Below are 16,261 nucleotides of genomic sequence, written 5' to 3' on the forward strand. Positions count from 1 at the left end.
AATCTTGTTATTCGCGTGAATCAACACAGCCGTTTACGGCGTCATCACGCGAGAAGGCGAAGGGTACGGACCCTTCGCCTTTTTAAGCGTTTACGCGCCGACTACGATCGGCTTTGCCAGAGGCGGGACGACGGCGCTGGTGGGCGCGATGCCGGCTTCGAACTCTGGACGGAAGTATTTGATCGCGCTGCCCAACGGCTCCACGGCACCCGGTGCGTGAGCACAGAAGGTCTTGCCTGGGCCGAGGAAACCCACCAGACCCAGCAGGGTCTCGATGTCGCCGGCCTGGCCTTCGCCGTTTTCAAGGGCCCGCAGCAGCTTGACGCTCCAAGGCAGGCCATCGCGGCAAGGGGTGCAGAAACCGCACGACTCGCGGGAGAAGAACTCTTCCATGTTGCGCAGCAGCGACACCATGTTGACGCTGTCGTCCACCGCCATGGCCAGGCCGGTACCCATGCGGGTGCCGACCTTGGCGATGCCGCCGGCGTACATTTGGGCGTCCAGGTGTTCGGGCAACAGGAACCCGGTACCGGCGCCGCCAGGCTGCCAGCACTTGAGCGTGTAGCCGTCGCGCATGCCGCCAGCGTAGTCTTCGAACAGTTCGCGGCCGGTGACGCCGAACGGCAGTTCCCACAGGCCAGGGTTCTTGACCTTGCCGGAGAAGCCCATGAGCTTGGTGCCCATGTCTTCGCTGCCGTCACGGGCCAGGGATTTGTACCAGTCCACGCCGTCGGCGATGATCGCCGGCACGTTGCACAGGGTCTCGACGTTGTTCACGCAGGTCGGCTTGCCCCACACGCCCACGGCGGCAGGGAAGGGCGGCTTGGAGCGCGGGTTGGCGCGGCGGCCTTCGAGGGAGTTGATCAGCGCGGTTTCTTCACCGCAGATGTAACGCCCGGCGCCGGTGTGGACGAACAACTCGAAATCAAAGCCTGAGCCCAGGATGTTCTTGCCCAACAGGCAGGCGGCCTTGGCTTCTTCCACGGCACGGTTCAGGTGCTTGGCGGCGGTGGTGTATTCGCCACGCAGGAAGATATAGCCGCGGTAGGTCTTCAGCGCGCGGGCGCTGATCAGCATGCCTTCGATCAGCAGATGGGGCAGTTGCTCCATCAGCATGCGGTCTTTCCAGGTGTTGGGCTCCATTTCATCCGCGTTGCACAGCAGGTAGCGGATGTTGATGGATTCGTCCTTGGGCATCAGGCCCCACTTCACGCCGGTGGGGAAGCCCGCACCGCCACGGCCCTTGAGGCCGGAATCCTTCACGGTCTGGACGATGTCGTCGCCGGCCATGTCGGCGAACGCCTTGCGCGCGGCAGCGTAGCCGTTCTTGGCCTGGTATTCGTCCAGCCATACCGCTTCGCCGTCGTCACGCAGACGCCAGGTCAGGGGATGGGTTTCGGCCGAACGCTGGATGCGGTTGGCGGGCCCGAAGGAAGTCAGGGTCATACGTAGCCCTCCAGCAGTTTGGCGACACCATCTGGCTTGACGTCACCGAAGGTGTCGTCATCGATCATCAGCGCCGGGGCCTTGTCGCAGTTGCCCAGGCAGCACACCGGCAGCAGGGTGAAGCGACCGTCGGCGGTGGTCTGGCCGAGGCCAATGCCCAGCTTGCTCTGGATCTCGCTGACTACCGATTCGTGGCCGCCGATGTAGCAGACCATGCTGTCGCAGACGCGAATGATGTGACGGCCCACTGGCTGGCGGAAAATCTGGCTGTAGAAGGTGGCGACGCCTTCGACGTCGCTGGCCGGGATACCGAGGATCTCGCCGATGGCGTAGAGCGCGCCATCGGGCACCCAGCCACGTTCCTTCTGGACGATCTTCAGGGCTTCGATCGACGCCGCGCGCGGGTCTTCGTAGTGATGCAGCTCGTGCTCGATGGCCGAGCGCTCGGTTTCGCTCAGGGCGAAACGGTCTGTCTGGATAAGCGTGCTGTTCATGCTTAGCGGTCCACGTCGGCCATAACGAAATCGATACTACCCAGGTACGCGATCAAGTCCGCGACCATGCTGCCTTTGATCACGGAAGGGATCTGCTGCAGGTGCGGGTAGCTTGGGGTGCGAATCCGGGTGCGGTAGCTCATGGTGCCGCCGTCGCTCGTCAGGTAATAACTGTTGATGCCCTTGGTCGCTTCGATCATCTGGAAGGACTCGTTGGCCGGCATGACCGGGCCCCACGAAACCTGCAGGAAGTGCGTGATCAGGGTCTCGATGTGTTGCAGCGTGCGCTCTTTTGGCGGCGGCGTGGTCAGCGGGTGATCCGCCTTGTACGGGCCTTCCGGCATGTTGCGCAGGCATTGGTCGATGATCTTGATGCTCTGGCGCATTTCCTCGACGCGAACCATGCAGCGGTCGTAGGCATCGCCGTTGGCGGCCAGCGGTACTTCGAATTCGAAGTTTTCGTAGCCGGAGTAAGGGCGCGCCTTGCGCAGGTCGAAGTCGCAACCGGTGGAGCGCAGGCCAGCACCAGTGACGCCCCATTCCAGGGCCTCTTTGGTGTTGTAGGCAGCGACCCCGATGGTACGACCCTTGAGGATGCTGTTCTGCAGGGCGGCCTTGGTGTATTCGTCCAGGCGCTTGGGCATCCACTCGACGAAGTCCTTGACCAGCTTTTCCCAGCCCCGTGGCAGGTCGTGGGCCACGCCACCGATGCGGTACCAGGCCGGGTGCAGGCGGAAACCGGTGATGGCTTCGATCACCGTGTAGGCCTTCTGGCGGTCGGTGAAGGTGAAGAACACCGGGGTCATCGCCCCCACGTCCTGGATATAGGTCCCCAGGAACAGCAGGTGGCTGGTGATACGGAAGAACTCGGCCATCATGATGCGGATGACGTCGACCTTTTCCGGTACCTTGATCCCGGCCAGTTTTTCGACCGACAGCACGTACGGCAGGTTGTTCATCACGCCGCCGAGGTAGTCGATGCGGTCGGTGTACGGGATGAAGCTGTGCCAGGACTGGCGCTCGGCCATTTTCTCGGCGCCACGGTGGTGGTAGCCGATGTCAGGGACGCAGTCGACGATCTCTTCGCCGTCCAGCTGCAGGATGATGCGGAACGCACCGTGGGCCGAAGGGTGGTTCGGGCCGAGGTTGAGGAACATGTAGTCCTCGTTGGCACCCGAACGCTTCATGCCCCAGTCTTCAGGCTTGAAGCGCGCGGCTTCTTCCTCGAGCTGTTGCTTGGCCAGGGACAGGCTGAACGGGTCGAACTCGGTGGCACGGGCCGGGAAGTCCTTGCGCAGCGGGTGACCTTCCCAGGTCGGTGGCATCATGATGCGCGACAGGTGCGGGTGGCCGGGGAAGTCGATCCCGAACATGTCCCACACTTCACGTTCGTACCAGTTGGCGTTCGGCCAGATACCGGTCACGGTCGGCACGCTGAGGTCGCTCTCGGACAAGGCGACCTTGATCATTACGTCACTATTACGCTCGATCGACAGCAAGTGATAGAACACGGTGAAGTCGACGCCGTCGGGCAGCCCTTGACGCTTGGTGCGCAGACGCTCGTCCACGCCGTGCAGGTCATAGAGCATGACGTACGGCTTGGGCAGGTTGCGCAGGAAAGTCAGGACTTCGACGAGTTTGGCGCGGGCAACCCAAAGTACCGGCATGCCGGTGCGGGTCGGCTGGGCGGTGAACGCCTCGGGGCCAAAACGGTTGTTCAGTTCGACGACCACATCCTGGTCGTCTGCCTTGTAAGGCGGGATGTACAGAGCACTGCCTGTAGTCATGGTTATTTATCGCTTTCGGTCAACGTAAAGAATGAAGCCAGGTTCTCGTTTCTTGTAGGGAACAGAGCTGGATCAGACTTCGTCGGGGCTGCGCAAGTTGGTGACTGCGATACGCTGTTCGCGGCGCTGTTCCTTTTGCGATGGCATGTCGGCGCGATAGACGCCTTGATCGCCAACGACCCAGGACAGCGGGCGACGCTCCTGGCCAATCGACTCCTGCAACAGCATCAGGCCTTGCAGGAAAGCTTCAGGGCGAGGCGGGCAGCCGGGCACGTAGACGTCCACGGGCAGGAACTTGTCCACCCCTTGAACGACGGAATAGATGTCGTACATGCCACCGGAGTTGGCGCACGAACCCATGGAGATAACCCACTTCGGCTCGAGCATTTGCTCGTAGAGACGCTGGATGATCGGCGCCATCTTGATGAAGCAGGTACCGGCGATAACCATGAAATCCGCCTGGCGTGGCGATGCCCGGATCACTTCGGCGCCAAAGCGCGCGATGTCGTGGGGCGCCGTGAAGGCGGTGGTCATTTCCACGTAGCAGCACGAAAGACCGAAGTTGTACGGCCACAGGGAGTTCTTGCGACCCCAGTTGACCGTGCTGTTCAGCACGTCTTCGAGCTTGCCCATGAAGATGTTTTTGTGGACTTGATCTTCTAACGGATCGGCGACGGTTTCCCGTTCGCCAATCGGATACTGCTCGTTAGGAGCATCGGGGTCGATCCTGGTGAGATTGTATTGCATTGCCAAAGCCTCATTGTTTCAGCTTCGCTTGCCGCTTGCGCCGAGCTTCCGGAGCCCAATCAAGCGCCCCCACTCGGTAAAGGTAGACAAGACCTGCCAACAGAATTGCTATGAAAACGAGAGCTTCGACGAATCCGGTCCAGCCGCTTTCGCGGACGGACACAGACCAGGCAAAGAGAAAGAGGGCTTCGATATCGAAGATCACGAAGAGCATCGCGACCAGATAGAATTTGGCTGAGAGCCGCAAGCGGGCGCCACCGGTAGGTAGCATGCCGGACTCGAACGGTTCATTTTTGCTGCGGCCCCAGGCTTTTGACCCGAGCAGGCTCGACACGCCGAGCATGAAGGCGCACAGGCCGACGACACCCAGAAGGAAAATGGCAAAGCCCCAGTTGTGGGCCATGAGTCCTGTCGCTTCGGGCATGCTGGAAATCCTTAACAGAGAGCAAAGGTCTCTGAGCTTGAATAGAAATAACGCAGTGACGATATGTCGCAGCAATCAATCGCGGTGATTTTATGGCTAAACACCGGGCAAGTAAAATTCCTATGGCGAAATTATTTATTGGAATAAGGACATAGCGCACCTCCAGAGCCCTGCGGCCCCGGCCCCGTGGGCGTTGGCCGGCTGTTCAGCAATAATATTTCGTGCGGAATGTAACAATGATAACGACTTCCAAATGATAATTATTATTATCTAGCCGGCATTTTCTACAGTGCACTTAGTGTCGTGTCCGAGAGGCTGTCTTACATCGTCGCTACTGCAATTGTCAGCGTCGGACGTTTTACTCCTTTTCCGACTGCCCAATACTGCGTTCGATCAATTTTCCTAGCACTGCGTAGGAGTTTGTTGTGGGGGCGGTGTCCGGCGAAGGTTGGGTCTGCATGAGGGACTGCTCCGTGGAAGCCAAGCTTGCTTGCAATGTCGGCAACGCGGTCCCGAGGCAGACAGCCTTATCGTGCATCGCAGCCAAGCCTGGCTTCCACAGTGCAGGCTTGCTCTTACAGCGTAGGTGGCTTCAAGGAAAACGGGTGAAAAAACCTCCGTCATCAGATCGAGGCCGCCCAGCCGAGCCAACCAAGAACCCTATGCCCCAGGCATTGGCGCGTTAGGCGAACCCGCTTTGCCTGCAAATATCGGCATGAGGCCGGCCCTAGAGCCTTGAAGAGTTGATGGCAAATGGCTATCTTTGCCGCTCACTCATCTAATCATCTATATCAATGTTGATTAGACAATTGCCCCTTCATAGATAGCTGCGTCAGTTTTCATCGTTCGCGGCGGATTACCAAAGGACTGTCATGAACTCTTGGATCGCGAACATGAGCGTTATGCTCAAGCTGGCTCTGGGTTTTGCTGTTGTGCTGTTTCTGACCGCGATCCTCGCCGCGACCGGCTGGACCAGTCTGGGCAAAATGATCCAGCGTGCGGATCGAATGACCAGCATTACCGAGCTCGGCAACCGTCTTGATCACCTGCGCAGGGCTCGCTTGCAATACCAGGTGGACAAGGGCGATGAACAAAAGGGTGAATTGATCCAGGCGTCGCTGGAACAATTTGTCGCCAAGCAAAAAAGCCTTGCAAATGAGTTGAAAAAACCCGAAAACCTGAAAAAACTTGCGCTGATCGAGCTGGCCAGCACCGAGTATCAAGTGGCGCTGAATACAATGCGCGAGGCTTATCGCACTGACGCAGCCATGCGCAAGGAGATGGGCGTCAATGCGGTCAAGGGCGCCGCGCTGATTGCCAAGGTCATCGATGACGTGGAAGCAATGCCTGCCACGGACGAGCGCCGTTTTGAGTTGTACAGGATTATCCTCAAAGCCAAAGAGGACGTCGCGCTGGTGCGTTATGAAGTGCGTGGCTACACCGGCAACCCCAACAGCGCCACCGAACAGGCCGCCACCCGCCAGCTCGAAAATGCGCTCAAGAGCATCGAAACCCTTAACGGTGCTTTCGGCCCGAGCTATGCCGACACCATCAAGCAGCTGGAAACCGCGCTGATTGCTTACCGTCGCTCGGTGCAGAACTTCACCGCCAGTAATCAGGCCATTGGCAAGGCCGTGCAGGACACCATCGATCTGGGTGAAACCATCACCCGTCTGACTGACGAAATGTATGCCAGCCAGTTGGTCTCCCTGGGTGACGAAAGCGCCCAGTCCCGTACCCTGCAGTTGAGCTGCACTGCCTTGGCGATGCTGTTGGGGATTCTTGCGGCCATGATCATCACTCGCCAGATTACCCGGCCGTTGCAGGACACATTGGCTGTAGTCGATCGCATTGCGGCAGGCGACCTCACGCAAGGCACCGTCGTGACCCGTGGTGATGAACTGGGTGTTTTGCAGCAGGGTATCCAGCGCATGGGCACCACGTTGCGCGACTTGATCGGTGGCATCCGCGATGGCGTCACCCAAATCGCCAGTGCCGCCGAAGAGTTGTCGGCTGTCACCGAGCAGACCAGTGCGGGGGTCAATAGTCAGAAGACCGAGACCGACCAGGTGGCTACCGCCATGCAGGAAATGTCGGCCACCGTGCACGAAGTCGCGCGTAATGCCGAACAGGCTTGCACGGTCGCGTCAGAGGCTGATGCACAGGCCCGTATCGGCGACCAGGTGGTTGCGCAAGCCATCGTTCAGATCGAACGCTTGGCCAGCGAAGTCGGGCGTTCCGTCGACGCCATGGATGAGCTGGAACAAGAAAGCGCGCGCATCGGCAAGATCATGGACGTGATCAGGGCGGTGGCGGAGCAGACCAACTTGCTGGCCCTTAACGCCGCCATCGAGGCCGCCCGCGCGGGTGACGCCGGGCGCGGTTTTGCCGTGGTCGCCGACGAAGTGCGTGGGCTGGCCCAGCGTACCCAGCATTCCACCGAAGAGATCGAAAGCCTGGTGGCGGGCTTGCAGAACGGCACGCGCCAGGTGTCGAGTATCATGCGCAATAGCCGCGAACTGACCGACAGCAGCGTGGAATTGGCCGGCAAGGCCGGCATTTCCCTGGGCAACATCACCCAGGCGGTTTCGGGCATCCAGGCCATGAACCAGCAGATTGCCGCTGCTGCGGTGCAACAAAGCTCGGTGGCCGAAGAAATCAGCCGCAGTATCCTGAGTGTGCGCGATGTATCCGAACAGACCGCCTCGGCCAGCGAAGAAACCGCAGCCTCCAGCATCGAGCTGGCGCGCCTGGGTAACCAGTTGCAGCAGCTGGTCAGTCACTTCAAAGTGTAAAAACCGGTAAAAAAAAGCCCCGAACCAGTCGGGGCTTCAGATCGTCGGCTTTGCGGTTAGTTTTTATCCGGTCCGCAAGGGCCGCTTACTCGAGGCAAGCGTGTGAATCAGTGGAACTGTTCTTCTTCGGTGGAGCCGGTCAGTGCGGTCACCGACGAAGTGCCGCCCTGGATCACGGTGGTCATGTCGTCGAAGTAGCCGGTGCCCACTTCCTGCTGGTGAGCCACGAAGGTGTAGCCCTTGGCGGCGTCAGCGAACTCTTGCTCTTGCAGCTTCACGTAGGCGGTCATGTCGTTGCGGGCGTAGTCGTGCGCCAGGTTGAACATGCTGTGCCACATGTTGTGGATGCCGGCCAGGGTGATGAACTGGTGCTTGTAGCCCATGGCGGACAGTTCGCGCTGGAACTTGGCGATGGTCGCGTCGTCCAGGTTCTTCTTCCAGTTGAAGGAAGGCGAGCAGTTGTACGACAGGATCTGGTCCGGGTATTCCTTCTTGATCGCTTCGGCAAAGCGACGGGCTTCGTCCAGGTCCGGCTTGGCGGTTTCGCACCAGATCAGGTCGGCGTACGGCGCATAGGCCAGGCCACGGGCGATGGCCTGGTCGAGGCCGGCGCGCACCTTGTAGAAGCCTTCCTGGGTGCGGGTACCGGTTACGAACGGCTGGTCGTACGGGTCGCAGTCGGAGGTCAGCAGGTCAGCGGCGTTGGCGTCGGTACGGGCCAGGATGATGGTCGGTACCCCGGCAACGTCGGCAGCCAGGCGGGCAGCGGTCAGCTTCTGCACGGCTTCCTGGGTTGGAACCAGCACCTTGCCGCCCATGTGGCCGCATTTCTTCACCGAGGCCAGTTGGTCTTCGAAGTGAACGCCGGCGGCGCCAGCCTCGATCATGCTCTTCATCAGCTCGTAGGCGTTCAGGACGCCACCGAAACCGGCTTCAGCGTCAGCCACGATCGGCGCGAAGTAGTCGATGTAGCCTTCGTCGCCCGGGTTCTTGCCGGCTTTCCACTGGATCTGGTCGGCGCGACGGAATGAGTTGTTGATGCGCTTGACCACGGTTGGAACCGAATCCACCGGGTACAGCGACTGGTCGGGGTACATCGACTCGGCGGAGTTGTTGTCCGCGGCCACTTGCCAGCCCGACAGGTAGATCGCCTGGATGCCGGCCTTGACTTGCTGCACAGCCTGGCCGCCGGTCAGGGCGCCCATGCAGTTGACGAAATCTTTCTCGGGACGGAAGGCTGGCTTGGCGCCCTGGGTCACCAGGTTCCAGAGCTTCTCGGCGCCCATTTTCGCAAGGGTGTGCTCAGGTTGAACCGAGCCACGCAGACGGACGACGTCAGCAGCGGAATAATTGCGCTTCACGCCTTTCCAGCGCGGGTTTTCAGCCCAGTCTTTTTCAAGGGCTGCAATTTGCTGTTCGCGTGTCAGTGCCATGGAGATAAACCTCGTCGCATAGGTCTTGGTGGAAAATTCCTGCTCCTGCCGACCAGGGGTTGGCTTACAAGTCGGTTCAGGCGGGGAGGCGACGGGATGAACGATGGGCTCGAGGGGAAAGTGAGCAGGTAGGGGCGAACTGCGGGCGCATTCGGGCGTCGTGGGCCTCCATACGAACTCAGAGTGATGCCGGGTTACCTAGTTACGCTTCCGTCCCTCGGGACAACTTCGTTCCAGTCGCAACCTCGTCAAACACACCTTGTGGGCGGTACAGACACGAATCGGCTCGCAGGGTAGTTGCAAGCGTCGACCCGAAGGCCCTTGCCAGGGCCCCTGATTAGCGGGAGCGAGGCCATCATGCCTTCGGTTTTTTTGCTCGTCAAACGTTTTGTAGTGCTTTTTTTATGGCACTACATCTTTGGTCTAATACGACTCATCAGTCAGTTTTTGGTGCTTCAGTTCAGGGTATCGACCTTGACCCGCAAAATCATGTCGTCGCGGCCCTGGGTCGAGTAGCTGCGGGTCAGGCCCTGTTTGTCGGCTTGAGTCTGGCGATTGACGCCGGCCAGGGTGATCCATTCGCCCAGGCGGCCACTGACGGTTGTGTCGGTACTCTGAACGTTCACTACATCGGGACGCTCCTGGCTCATGCGGTCACGATTGGTGCTGATGCTCAGATGAACGGTCTCGCCGGTGACGCTGGCCGTGACATAAAAACCCTGGGTGACGTTGCGGTATTCAGTCTGGCTCTGCATGCGGCCGTAGTTGTCGGTCTGGTTGCTAGTGAATGGCACGCTCTGGCCGACCTGGATCAGCGCCGGCTGGCCTTCACTGGCCTGCACCTGCTGCACGCCGCCTTCGCGGCTGGCGGTGCTGCGGTTGATGATGCGGGTCTGGCTGGGGGCGGCGCCGTTGATCGAGTAACCCTGGTCGCCCTGGAGGTTGTTTTCGTTGGTGTCGACCGTGATCAGCAGGCGCTTGGGGGCGGTGTCCAATTGGGCGAGGAATTGCCGCAGTTCTTCGATCTTGCCGGGCTCGGCGTTGACGATTAGTTGGTTGCCGTAGGCGCTGACCTGGCCGTCCTTGCCGATGAAGTTCTGTGCCACCGGCAGCAGGTCGGCGCTGGTGCGGTAGTTCAGCGGCACGATTTGCGTGTCGGCCATGACCGACAGGCTGCAACCGAGCAGCAGGGTAACCAGGAAGGTGCGTAGAGGCATGTCCATTTCTCCGCGAGACAAAGGCTTGATATTGCCAGTTTGTCGGCCTGGGGTGGGGCAAGTTGAATGGTAGACGGCAAAACGCCCCGGCATGCGGGAATGACGGGGCGTTTGAGTGCTGTGTGATGCCCTTGTGTGGCGAGGGAGCTTGCTCCCGCTGGGTCGCGAAGCGGCCCTAAAAAAACAGGACTGCTGCGCAGCCCAGCGGGAGCAAGCTCCCTCGCCACAAAGGCCATCATCTTGCTGGTAGGCGGGGGTTCAAGCCGAATGCCGCACCATGTCCACATGGGGAATCCCGGCTTCCAGGAACTCCTCGCTGACCACCGCAAACCCCAGCCGCTCATAGAACGGCGTGGCGTGCACCTGGGCGCTGAGCATCTGTTGCTGGAGCCCACGCTTCTCGGCTTCGGCGATCACGGCGTGCATCAGCGCATCGCCCACCTTCAGGCCGCGCCAGTCCTTGAGGACCGAGACACGGCCGATATGGCCATCGGTCAACAGGCGGGCGGTGCCGATGGGAAAGTCACCTTCAAACGCCAGAAAATGCACCGCGCTCTGGTCGTCGGCATCCCATTCCAGTTCAGGTGGAACAGACTGCTCGGCAATGAACACGGTCTCACGAATGCGCCGGATCTCGGCGTTATCCTTTTGCCAGTCTGCGACACGAACGTGAATTTTATTCATCGGCGAACCCCAGGCTGCCTTGCTTGACCAGCTCGCAGACCAGGCCGCGACCGTCTTCGTCGGCCAACCACGGACCGAGATTCTCGATGTGCAGGGCGTCGGCGGCGCAGATCATTTTCAGCAACTCGCGCAGCTTGCCTGGCAGGTAACGGCTCTGGCCGCTGGCGAACAGCAGCAGGTCGTCATCGACTTCCGACCAAGCCAGGCGCGCGCTCGGGTTGCGAATGATCACAGCGCCTTGTTCCAGGCTGGCCAGCAGGTCGTCTTCTTCCAGTTCCGGGCCCACCACCAGTTCCGGGTAACGCGGCTCGGTCATGAACTGGCCGAACCAGGTCAGCAGCAGGCGTTCGTCGCTCATGTGCTCGGCCAGCAAGCCCTTGAGGCGGTCGAGGGCGTCCTGCTGGATCTGATGCGGGTCGGCCACCGGGCGCGCATCGGCGTCGGTGTAGCGTTCTTCGTCCGGCAGGAACTGGCTGAGGAAGTCGGTGAAATGGGTCAGCACTTCGGCGGCGCTCGGTGCGCGGAAACCCACCGAGTAGGTCATGCAGTCGTCCACGGCCACGCCACAGTGCGCCAGGCGCGGCGGCAGGTAGAGCATGTCGCCTGGTTCCAGGGTCCACTCATCAGTGGCTTCGAATTCAGCGAGGATGCGCAGGTCGGCGTGCTGCAGCAGCGGGCTTTCGGAGTCGCACATCTGGCCGATCTTCCAGTTGCGCTGGCCATGGCCCTGCAGCAGGAACACGTCATAGTTATCGAAATGCGGACCCACGCTGCCACCCGGTGCGGCGAAGCTGATCATCACATCGTCGATGCGCCAGCTCGGCAGGAAGCGGAAGTTCTCCAGCAGCTCGCTGACTTCCGGTACGAACTGATCGACCGCCTGTACCAGCAGGGTCCACTCGCGCTCTGGCAGCTTGCTGAATTCGTCTTCGGCGAACGGGCCGCGACGCAATTCCCAAGGGCGTTCGCCGTGTTCGATCACCAGGCGCGATTCGACTTCTTCTTCCAGGGCCAGGCCGGCCAGTTCATCGGCATCGATCGGGCTTTGGAAGTCAGGAATTGCCTGACGGATCAGCAGGGGTTTTTTCTGCCAGTAGTCGCGCAGGAACTCCCGTGCCGTGATGCCGCCCAGGAGTTGCAGAGGAATATCAGGATTCATGTGTAACCTATTGAAAAAATATACTTTTCAGACGCGAATAAAAACGCCCGGCGCGGCCGGGCGTCTCAAAGGTAAAGCCGTGGATCAGATGCGCTTGGCTTGTGCCGCTGCGTTGCCGATGTAACTGGCCGGCGTGAGCTTTTTCAGCTCAGCCTTGGCGTCGGCGGGCATGTCCAGGCCATCGATGAAAGTCTGCAGCGCTTCAGGGCTGATGCCCTTGCCACGGGTCAGCTCTTTCAGCTTTTCATACGGGTTTTCGATGTTGTAGCGACGCATCACGGTCTGGATCGGCTCGGCCAGGACTTCCCAGCAGGCGTCCAGGTCGGCGGCGATCTTCTGCTCGTTCAGTTCCAGCTTGCTGATGCCCTTGAGGCTGGCTTCATAGGCAATGACGCTATGGGCAAAACCCACGCCCAGGTTGCGCAGCACGGTGGAGTCGGTCAGGTCGCGCTGCCAGCGGGAGATCGGCAGTTTGCTCGCCAGGTGCTGGAACAGTGCGTTGGCGATGCCCAGGTTGCCTTCGGAGTTTTCGAAGTCGATCGGGTTGACCTTGTGCGGCATGGTCGAGGAACCGATTTCGCCGGCGATGGTGCGCTGTTTGAAGTAACCCAGGGAAATGTAGCCCCAGATGTCGCGGTCGAAGTCGATCAGGATGGTGTTGAAGCGCGCGATCGCATCGAACAGCTCGGCGATGTAGTCATGCGGTTCGATCTGGGTGGTGTAGGGGTTGAAGCTCAGGCCCAGTTCGTCTTCGATGAAGGCGCGGGCGTTGGCTTCCCAGTCGATGTCCGGGTAGGCCGACAGGTGGGCGTTGTAGTTGCCCACGGCGCCGTTGATCTTGCCCAGCAACGGCACGGCGGCCACCTGGGCGATCTGGCGCTCCAGGCGGTAGACCACGTTCGCCAGTTCCTTGCCCAGGGTGGTCGGCGAAGCCGGTTGACCGTGGGTGCGCGACAGCATCGGCACGTCGGCGAAGCGAATCGCCAGCTCACGGATGGCCTGGGCGATCTGGCGCATCAGCGGCAGCAGTACATCATCACGGCCTTCACGCAGCATCAGGGCGTGGGACAGGTTATTGATGTCCTCGCTGGTGCAGGCAAAGTGGATGAATTCGCTGACGTTGGCCAGTTCCGGCAGCTTGGCCGCCTGCTCCTTGAGCAGGTATTCGATGGCCTTGACGTCGTGGTTGGTGGTGCGCTCGATCTCTTTGACGCGCTCGGCGTGCTCCAGCACAAAATTTTCTGCCAGGGTGTTCAGCACCGCGTTGGCTTCGGCGGAAAACGCCGGGACTTCGCTGATGGCAGGGTGGGCGGCCAGGCGCTGGAGCCAGCGCACTTCAACCAGGACGCGGGCACGGATCAGGCCGTACTCGCTGAAAATCGGGCGCAGGGCCTGGGTTTTGCCGGCGTAGCGGCCGTCAACAGGGGAAACCGCAGTGAGCGAAGAGAGCTGCATGGGGTGTTCTCGGACAGTCGGGCAACGAAATGGGGCGCGTATCATACATGAAATCTTGCGCCGGTCCGTCGCCAACTGACCGGCGTATTACGCGTAACAAGACACTATTTTTACTTGTGGCGAGGGAGCTTGCTCCCGCTGGGCTGCGTAGCAGCCCCTCTTGAGTCCGGGTTGCCCGGATTCAGGGCCGCTTCGCGCCCCAGCGGGAGCAAGCTCCCTCGCCACAAAAAAACGGGCTGAGGCGACTTATTCGTTGCGCATCAACGGGTAAAGCTCTTTAAGCAATTTGCGCCGGCTGACCACCAGTTGCCAGCGATGGCCGCCCAGCTGCCGCCACAACCGTGCCGAGCGGATACCGGCCAGCAACAGGGCGCGGATTTTCGAGGCATTGCTCGGTTGCTGCAGGTTGCGCATGTCGCCATGCACCTGGATGCGTTGGCGCAGGGTACTCAGGGTGTCCTGGTACAGCGCGCCGCAGGCCGCGACGACGTTTTCGTGGGACGGGCCGAAGTGCTCGACCTGGGACTGGATCTGCGGCAAGCGTTTGCCGATGGTCTCCAGCAGGTCGTCGCGCTTGGCCAGCTGGCGCTCAAGGCCCAACATCGACAGCGCATAACGCAGCGGTTCGCGTTGCAGGGCGCTGGGATCGCGCTCCAGGGCGCCGATCAGTGCACGATAGCCTTCGCGCAGGTTCAAGTCGTCGCCGCCGTAGACTTCCAGGGTGTCCTTGGGGTCGCGAACCAGCAGGCTGCCGAGCATGCAGGCTACGCCCGCTTCGGTGGCCTGGCCGGTCTTGGCGATCCTGTCCACCAGCACGGCGGCGAGAAACACACCGCCCAATGCCGTCAGTTGTTCCTGGATGGGGCTCATGCCTTGCTGCTCCAGGGTTCTGCGACTTCGATCACGCCACCGCCCAGGCAGATTTCGCCGTCATAGAACACTACGGACTGGCCGGGCGTGACCGCCCGCTGCGGGTCATCGAAGGTGGCTCGGTAGCCCGTGGCGGTTTTTTCCAGGGTGCAGGGCTGGTCGCTCTGGCGGTAGCGAACCTTGGCCGTCAGACGGCGTGGTTCGCTGAGGTCGATCGGGTTGACCCAATAGATGTCGGAGGCGAGCAGGGCGCGGGAAAACAACCAGGGATGGTCGTTGCCTTGGCCGACGATCAGCTCATTGTGCTCCAGGTCCTTGACCAGCACGTACCACGGCTCTTCCCCGGCGTCCTTCAGGCCGCCGATGCCCAGGCCCTGGCGCTGGCCGATGGTGTGGTACATCAGGCCATGGTGGCGGCCGATGACTTCGCCTTCGGTCGTCTTGATCTCGCCCGGTTGGGCCGGCAGGTATTGCTTGAGGAAGTCGCTGAAACGGCGCTCACCGATAAAGCAGATCCCGGTGGAGTCTTTTTTCTTGGCGGTGGCGAGCTGGTGTTTTTCGGCGATCGCGCGCACTTCGGGCTTTTCCAGTTCGCCTACCGGGAACAGGGTCTTGGCGATCTGCTCGCCGCCGACGGCATGCAGGAAGTAACTCTGGTCCTTGTTCGGGTCCAGGCCCTTGAGCAATTCGGTGCGGCCGTCGATGTCGCGGCGGCGCACGTAGTGGCCGGTGGCAATCAGGTCGGCGCCGAGCATCATGGCGTAGTCGAGGAACGCCTTGAACTTGATTTCGCGGTTGCAGAGGATGTCCGGGTTCGGCGTGCGGCCGGCCTTGTATTCGGCCAGGAAGTGCTCGAACACGTTGTCCCAGTACTCGGCGGCGAAGTTGGCGGTGTGCAGCTTGATGCCGATCTTGTCGCACACCGCCTGGGCGTCCGCCAGGTCGTCCATGGCGGTGCAGTATTCGGTGCCGTCGTCTTCTTCCCAGTTCTTCATGAACAGGCCTTCCACCTCATAACCCTGCTCGATCAGCAGAAGGGCGGAAACGGAAGAGTCCACGCCGCCGGACATGCCGACAATGACGCGCTTCTTGGATGTGTCAGAAGGAGCTGGATCACGCATAGGAGTTCAATGAGTGTCTTGAAAAAGGACGCGATTCTATCAGGCCCGGGCGCACAAGGCTAAAGAGAAGGACGGATCAGCGTCAGACTGTGGCAGTGGCCGGCCAGATAATCGTCGATGCAGCGGATGATCAGCTCGCTGCGCCAGCGGTCGCGTTGCTCCAGCAGTTCGTCGCGGCTTAGCCATTTGGCGCCGAGGATACCGTCGTCCAGTTGATAGTCAGGGCGATGATTCAAGGTCTTGGCGGCGAAACAGACTCGCTGGTAGGTCACGCCGTTGCTGGGGGCGGTGTACAGGTAAATGCCCACCACGCTCGTGGGTTCGACGTCCCAGCCGGTTTCTTCCAGGGTTTCGCGCACGGCGGCTTCGATCAGTGTTTCGTCCGGGTCCAGGTGGCCGGCGGGCTGGTTGAGCACCGCGCGTCCACCCTTGGATTCTTCCACCATGAGGAAGCGACCGTTGTCTTCGACGATGGTGGCGACGGTGATGTGGGGTTGCCAGTTCATGGGAGTCCTTATCTTGAAATTGGAATGCAGGCCGCTGTGGGGCAGAGCTTGCTCGCAATAGCAACGGGTTGCTCGATACTAAACGAATGATGAATCGCCGTCCCGAGCAAACTCCCATGCAGG

The 16,261-nt window shown here is 60.7% G+C and carries 14 protein-coding genes and 1 pseudogene; 2 read left to right on the plus strand and 13 right to left on the minus strand.

Going from position 1 to position 16,261, the window contains the following annotated elements:
- Positions 1–90: 90 nt before the first annotated feature.
- The 5 genes from nuoF to BLO97_RS13140 all read right to left on the minus strand — a co-directional run bounded on the left by nuoF (position 91) and on the right by BLO97_RS13140 (position 4,898).
- Positions 91–1,446: an NADH-quinone oxidoreductase subunit NuoF gene (nuoF, locus tag BLO97_RS13120; RefSeq protein WP_092346150.1), complete on the minus strand. Its 1,356-nt coding sequence runs from the start codon at positions 1,444–1,446 to the stop codon at positions 91–93.
- Positions 1,443–1,940, minus strand: coding sequence for an NADH-quinone oxidoreductase subunit NuoE (gene nuoE, locus BLO97_RS13125; protein WP_053157826.1), 498 nt, complete (start codon positions 1,938–1,940; stop codon positions 1,443–1,445). The genes nuoF and nuoE overlap by 4 nt, the downstream gene beginning before the upstream one ends.
- A gap of 2 nt (positions 1,941–1,942) precedes the next feature.
- Positions 1,943–3,727: an NADH-quinone oxidoreductase subunit C/D gene (gene nuoC / locus BLO97_RS13130; RefSeq protein WP_063320475.1), complete on the minus strand. Its 1,785-nt coding sequence runs from the start codon at positions 3,725–3,727 to the stop codon at positions 1,943–1,945.
- Positions 3,728–3,799: 72 nt separating this feature from the next.
- Positions 3,800–4,474: a NuoB/complex I 20 kDa subunit family protein gene (locus tag BLO97_RS13135; protein ID WP_013693708.1), complete on the minus strand. Its 675-nt coding sequence runs from the start codon at positions 4,472–4,474 to the stop codon at positions 3,800–3,802.
- A 10-nt stretch (positions 4,475–4,484) separates the two neighbouring features.
- Positions 4,485–4,898 (minus strand): NADH-quinone oxidoreductase subunit A, encoded by a 414-nt coding sequence (locus tag BLO97_RS13140; protein WP_030141323.1) that lies wholly within the window; start codon positions 4,896–4,898, stop codon positions 4,485–4,487.
- 1,007 nt (positions 4,899–5,905) lie between these two features.
- Here BLO97_RS13140 and BLO97_RS32300 point away from each other — a divergent pair.
- A pseudogene (locus BLO97_RS32300) lies at positions 5,906–6,790 on the plus strand (methyl-accepting chemotaxis protein); the annotation flags it as partial.
- A gap of 198 nt (positions 6,791–6,988) precedes the next feature.
- Entirely contained in the window at positions 6,989–7,693 is a 705-nt protein-coding gene (locus BLO97_RS32305) for a methyl-accepting chemotaxis protein (RefSeq protein WP_371914898.1), read from the plus strand.
- Positions 7,694–7,800: 107 nt separating this feature from the next.
- On the opposite strand, the gene aceA is transcribed toward BLO97_RS32305, so the two are convergent.
- The 8 genes from aceA to BLO97_RS13190 form a co-directional block, all read right to left on the minus strand.
- Positions 7,801–9,126, minus strand: a complete 1,326-nt coding sequence (gene aceA / locus BLO97_RS13155; RefSeq protein WP_063320477.1) for an isocitrate lyase — start codon at positions 9,124–9,126, stop codon at positions 7,801–7,803.
- 455 nt (positions 9,127–9,581) lie between these two features.
- Entirely contained in the window at positions 9,582–10,343 is a 762-nt protein-coding gene (locus BLO97_RS13160) for a secretin N-terminal domain-containing protein (protein ID WP_092346152.1), read from the minus strand.
- Positions 10,344–10,601: 258 nt separating this feature from the next.
- A complete protein-coding gene (locus BLO97_RS13165) occupies positions 10,602–11,027 on the minus strand; it encodes a GNAT family N-acetyltransferase (RefSeq protein WP_018609216.1) in 426 nt (141 codons plus the stop codon).
- The gene (locus BLO97_RS13170) at positions 11,020–12,186 is read right to left on the minus strand and encodes a ribosomal protein uL16 3-hydroxylase (protein ID WP_003203358.1); all 1,167 of its coding nucleotides are present in this window, start codon (positions 12,184–12,186) and stop codon (positions 11,020–11,022) included. Before BLO97_RS13170 ends, BLO97_RS13165 begins: the two co-directional genes overlap by 8 nt.
- 84 nt (positions 12,187–12,270) lie before the next feature.
- Complete coding sequence (purB, locus tag BLO97_RS13175; protein WP_092346154.1) at positions 12,271–13,641, minus strand: adenylosuccinate lyase; 1,371 nt, start codon at positions 13,639–13,641, stop codon at positions 12,271–12,273.
- 246 nt (positions 13,642–13,887) lie between these two features.
- Positions 13,888–14,511 (minus strand): high frequency lysogenization protein HflD, encoded by a 624-nt coding sequence (hflD, locus tag BLO97_RS13180; protein ID WP_072339625.1) that lies wholly within the window; start codon positions 14,509–14,511, stop codon positions 13,888–13,890.
- Positions 14,508–15,632 carry a tRNA 2-thiouridine(34) synthase MnmA gene (mnmA, locus tag BLO97_RS13185; protein ID WP_057450008.1) on the minus strand — a complete coding sequence of 375 codons (1,125 nt, stop codon included), beginning with the start codon at positions 15,630–15,632 and terminating at the stop codon, positions 14,508–14,510. Before mnmA ends, hflD begins: the two co-directional genes overlap by 4 nt.
- Positions 15,633–15,691: 59 nt before the next feature.
- On the minus strand, positions 15,692–16,138 hold the full coding sequence (locus BLO97_RS13190) for an NUDIX hydrolase (protein ID WP_092144478.1): 447 nt from the start codon (positions 16,136–16,138) through the stop codon (positions 15,692–15,694).
- Between the last annotated feature and the right edge of the window lie 123 nt (positions 16,139–16,261).

Source organism: Pseudomonas sp. NFACC05-1, from assembly GCF_900100135.1.
GTDB lineage: Bacteria > Pseudomonadota > Gammaproteobacteria > Pseudomonadales > Pseudomonadaceae > Aquipseudomonas > Aquipseudomonas fluorescens_Q.

Bases quoted from the DNA above. Each gene is read 5' to 3' on its own strand.
- nuoF (WP_092346150.1), bottom strand. From the start codon at position 1,446: ATGACCCTGACTTCCTTCGGGCCCGCCAACCGCATCCAGCGTTCGGCC.
- nuoE (WP_053157826.1), bottom strand. From the start codon at position 1,940: ATGAACAGCACGCTTATCCAGACAGACCGTTTCGCCCTGAGCGAAACC.
- nuoC (WP_063320475.1), bottom strand. From the start codon at position 3,727: ATGACTACAGGCAGTGCTCTGTACATCCCGCCTTACAAGGCAGACGAC.
- BLO97_RS13135 (WP_013693708.1), bottom strand. From the start codon at position 4,474: ATGCAATACAATCTCACCAGGATCGACCCCGATGCTCCTAACGAGCAG.
- BLO97_RS13140 (WP_030141323.1), bottom strand. From the start codon at position 4,898: ATGCCCGAAGCGACAGGACTCATGGCCCACAACTGGGGCTTTGCCATT.
- BLO97_RS32305 (WP_371914898.1), top strand. From the start codon at position 6,989: ATGTCGGCCACCGTGCACGAAGTCGCGCGTAATGCCGAACAGGCTTGC.
- aceA (WP_063320477.1), bottom strand. From the start codon at position 9,126: ATGGCACTGACACGCGAACAGCAAATTGCAGCCCTTGAAAAAGACTGG.
- BLO97_RS13160 (WP_092346152.1), bottom strand. From the start codon at position 10,343: ATGCCTCTACGCACCTTCCTGGTTACCCTGCTGCTCGGTTGCAGCCTG.
- BLO97_RS13165 (WP_018609216.1), bottom strand. From the start codon at position 11,027: ATGAATAAAATTCACGTTCGTGTCGCAGACTGGCAAAAGGATAACGCC.
- BLO97_RS13170 (WP_003203358.1), bottom strand. From the start codon at position 12,186: ATGAATCCTGATATTCCTCTGCAACTCCTGGGCGGCATCACGGCACGG.
- purB (WP_092346154.1), bottom strand. From the start codon at position 13,641: ATGCAGCTCTCTTCGCTCACTGCGGTTTCCCCTGTTGACGGCCGCTAC.
- hflD (WP_072339625.1), bottom strand. From the start codon at position 14,511: ATGAGCCCCATCCAGGAACAACTGACGGCATTGGGCGGTGTGTTTCTC.
- mnmA (WP_057450008.1), bottom strand. From the start codon at position 15,632: ATGCGTGATCCAGCTCCTTCTGACACATCCAAGAAGCGCGTCATTGTC.
- BLO97_RS13190 (WP_092144478.1), bottom strand. From the start codon at position 16,138: ATGAACTGGCAACCCCACATCACCGTCGCCACCATCGTCGAAGACAAC.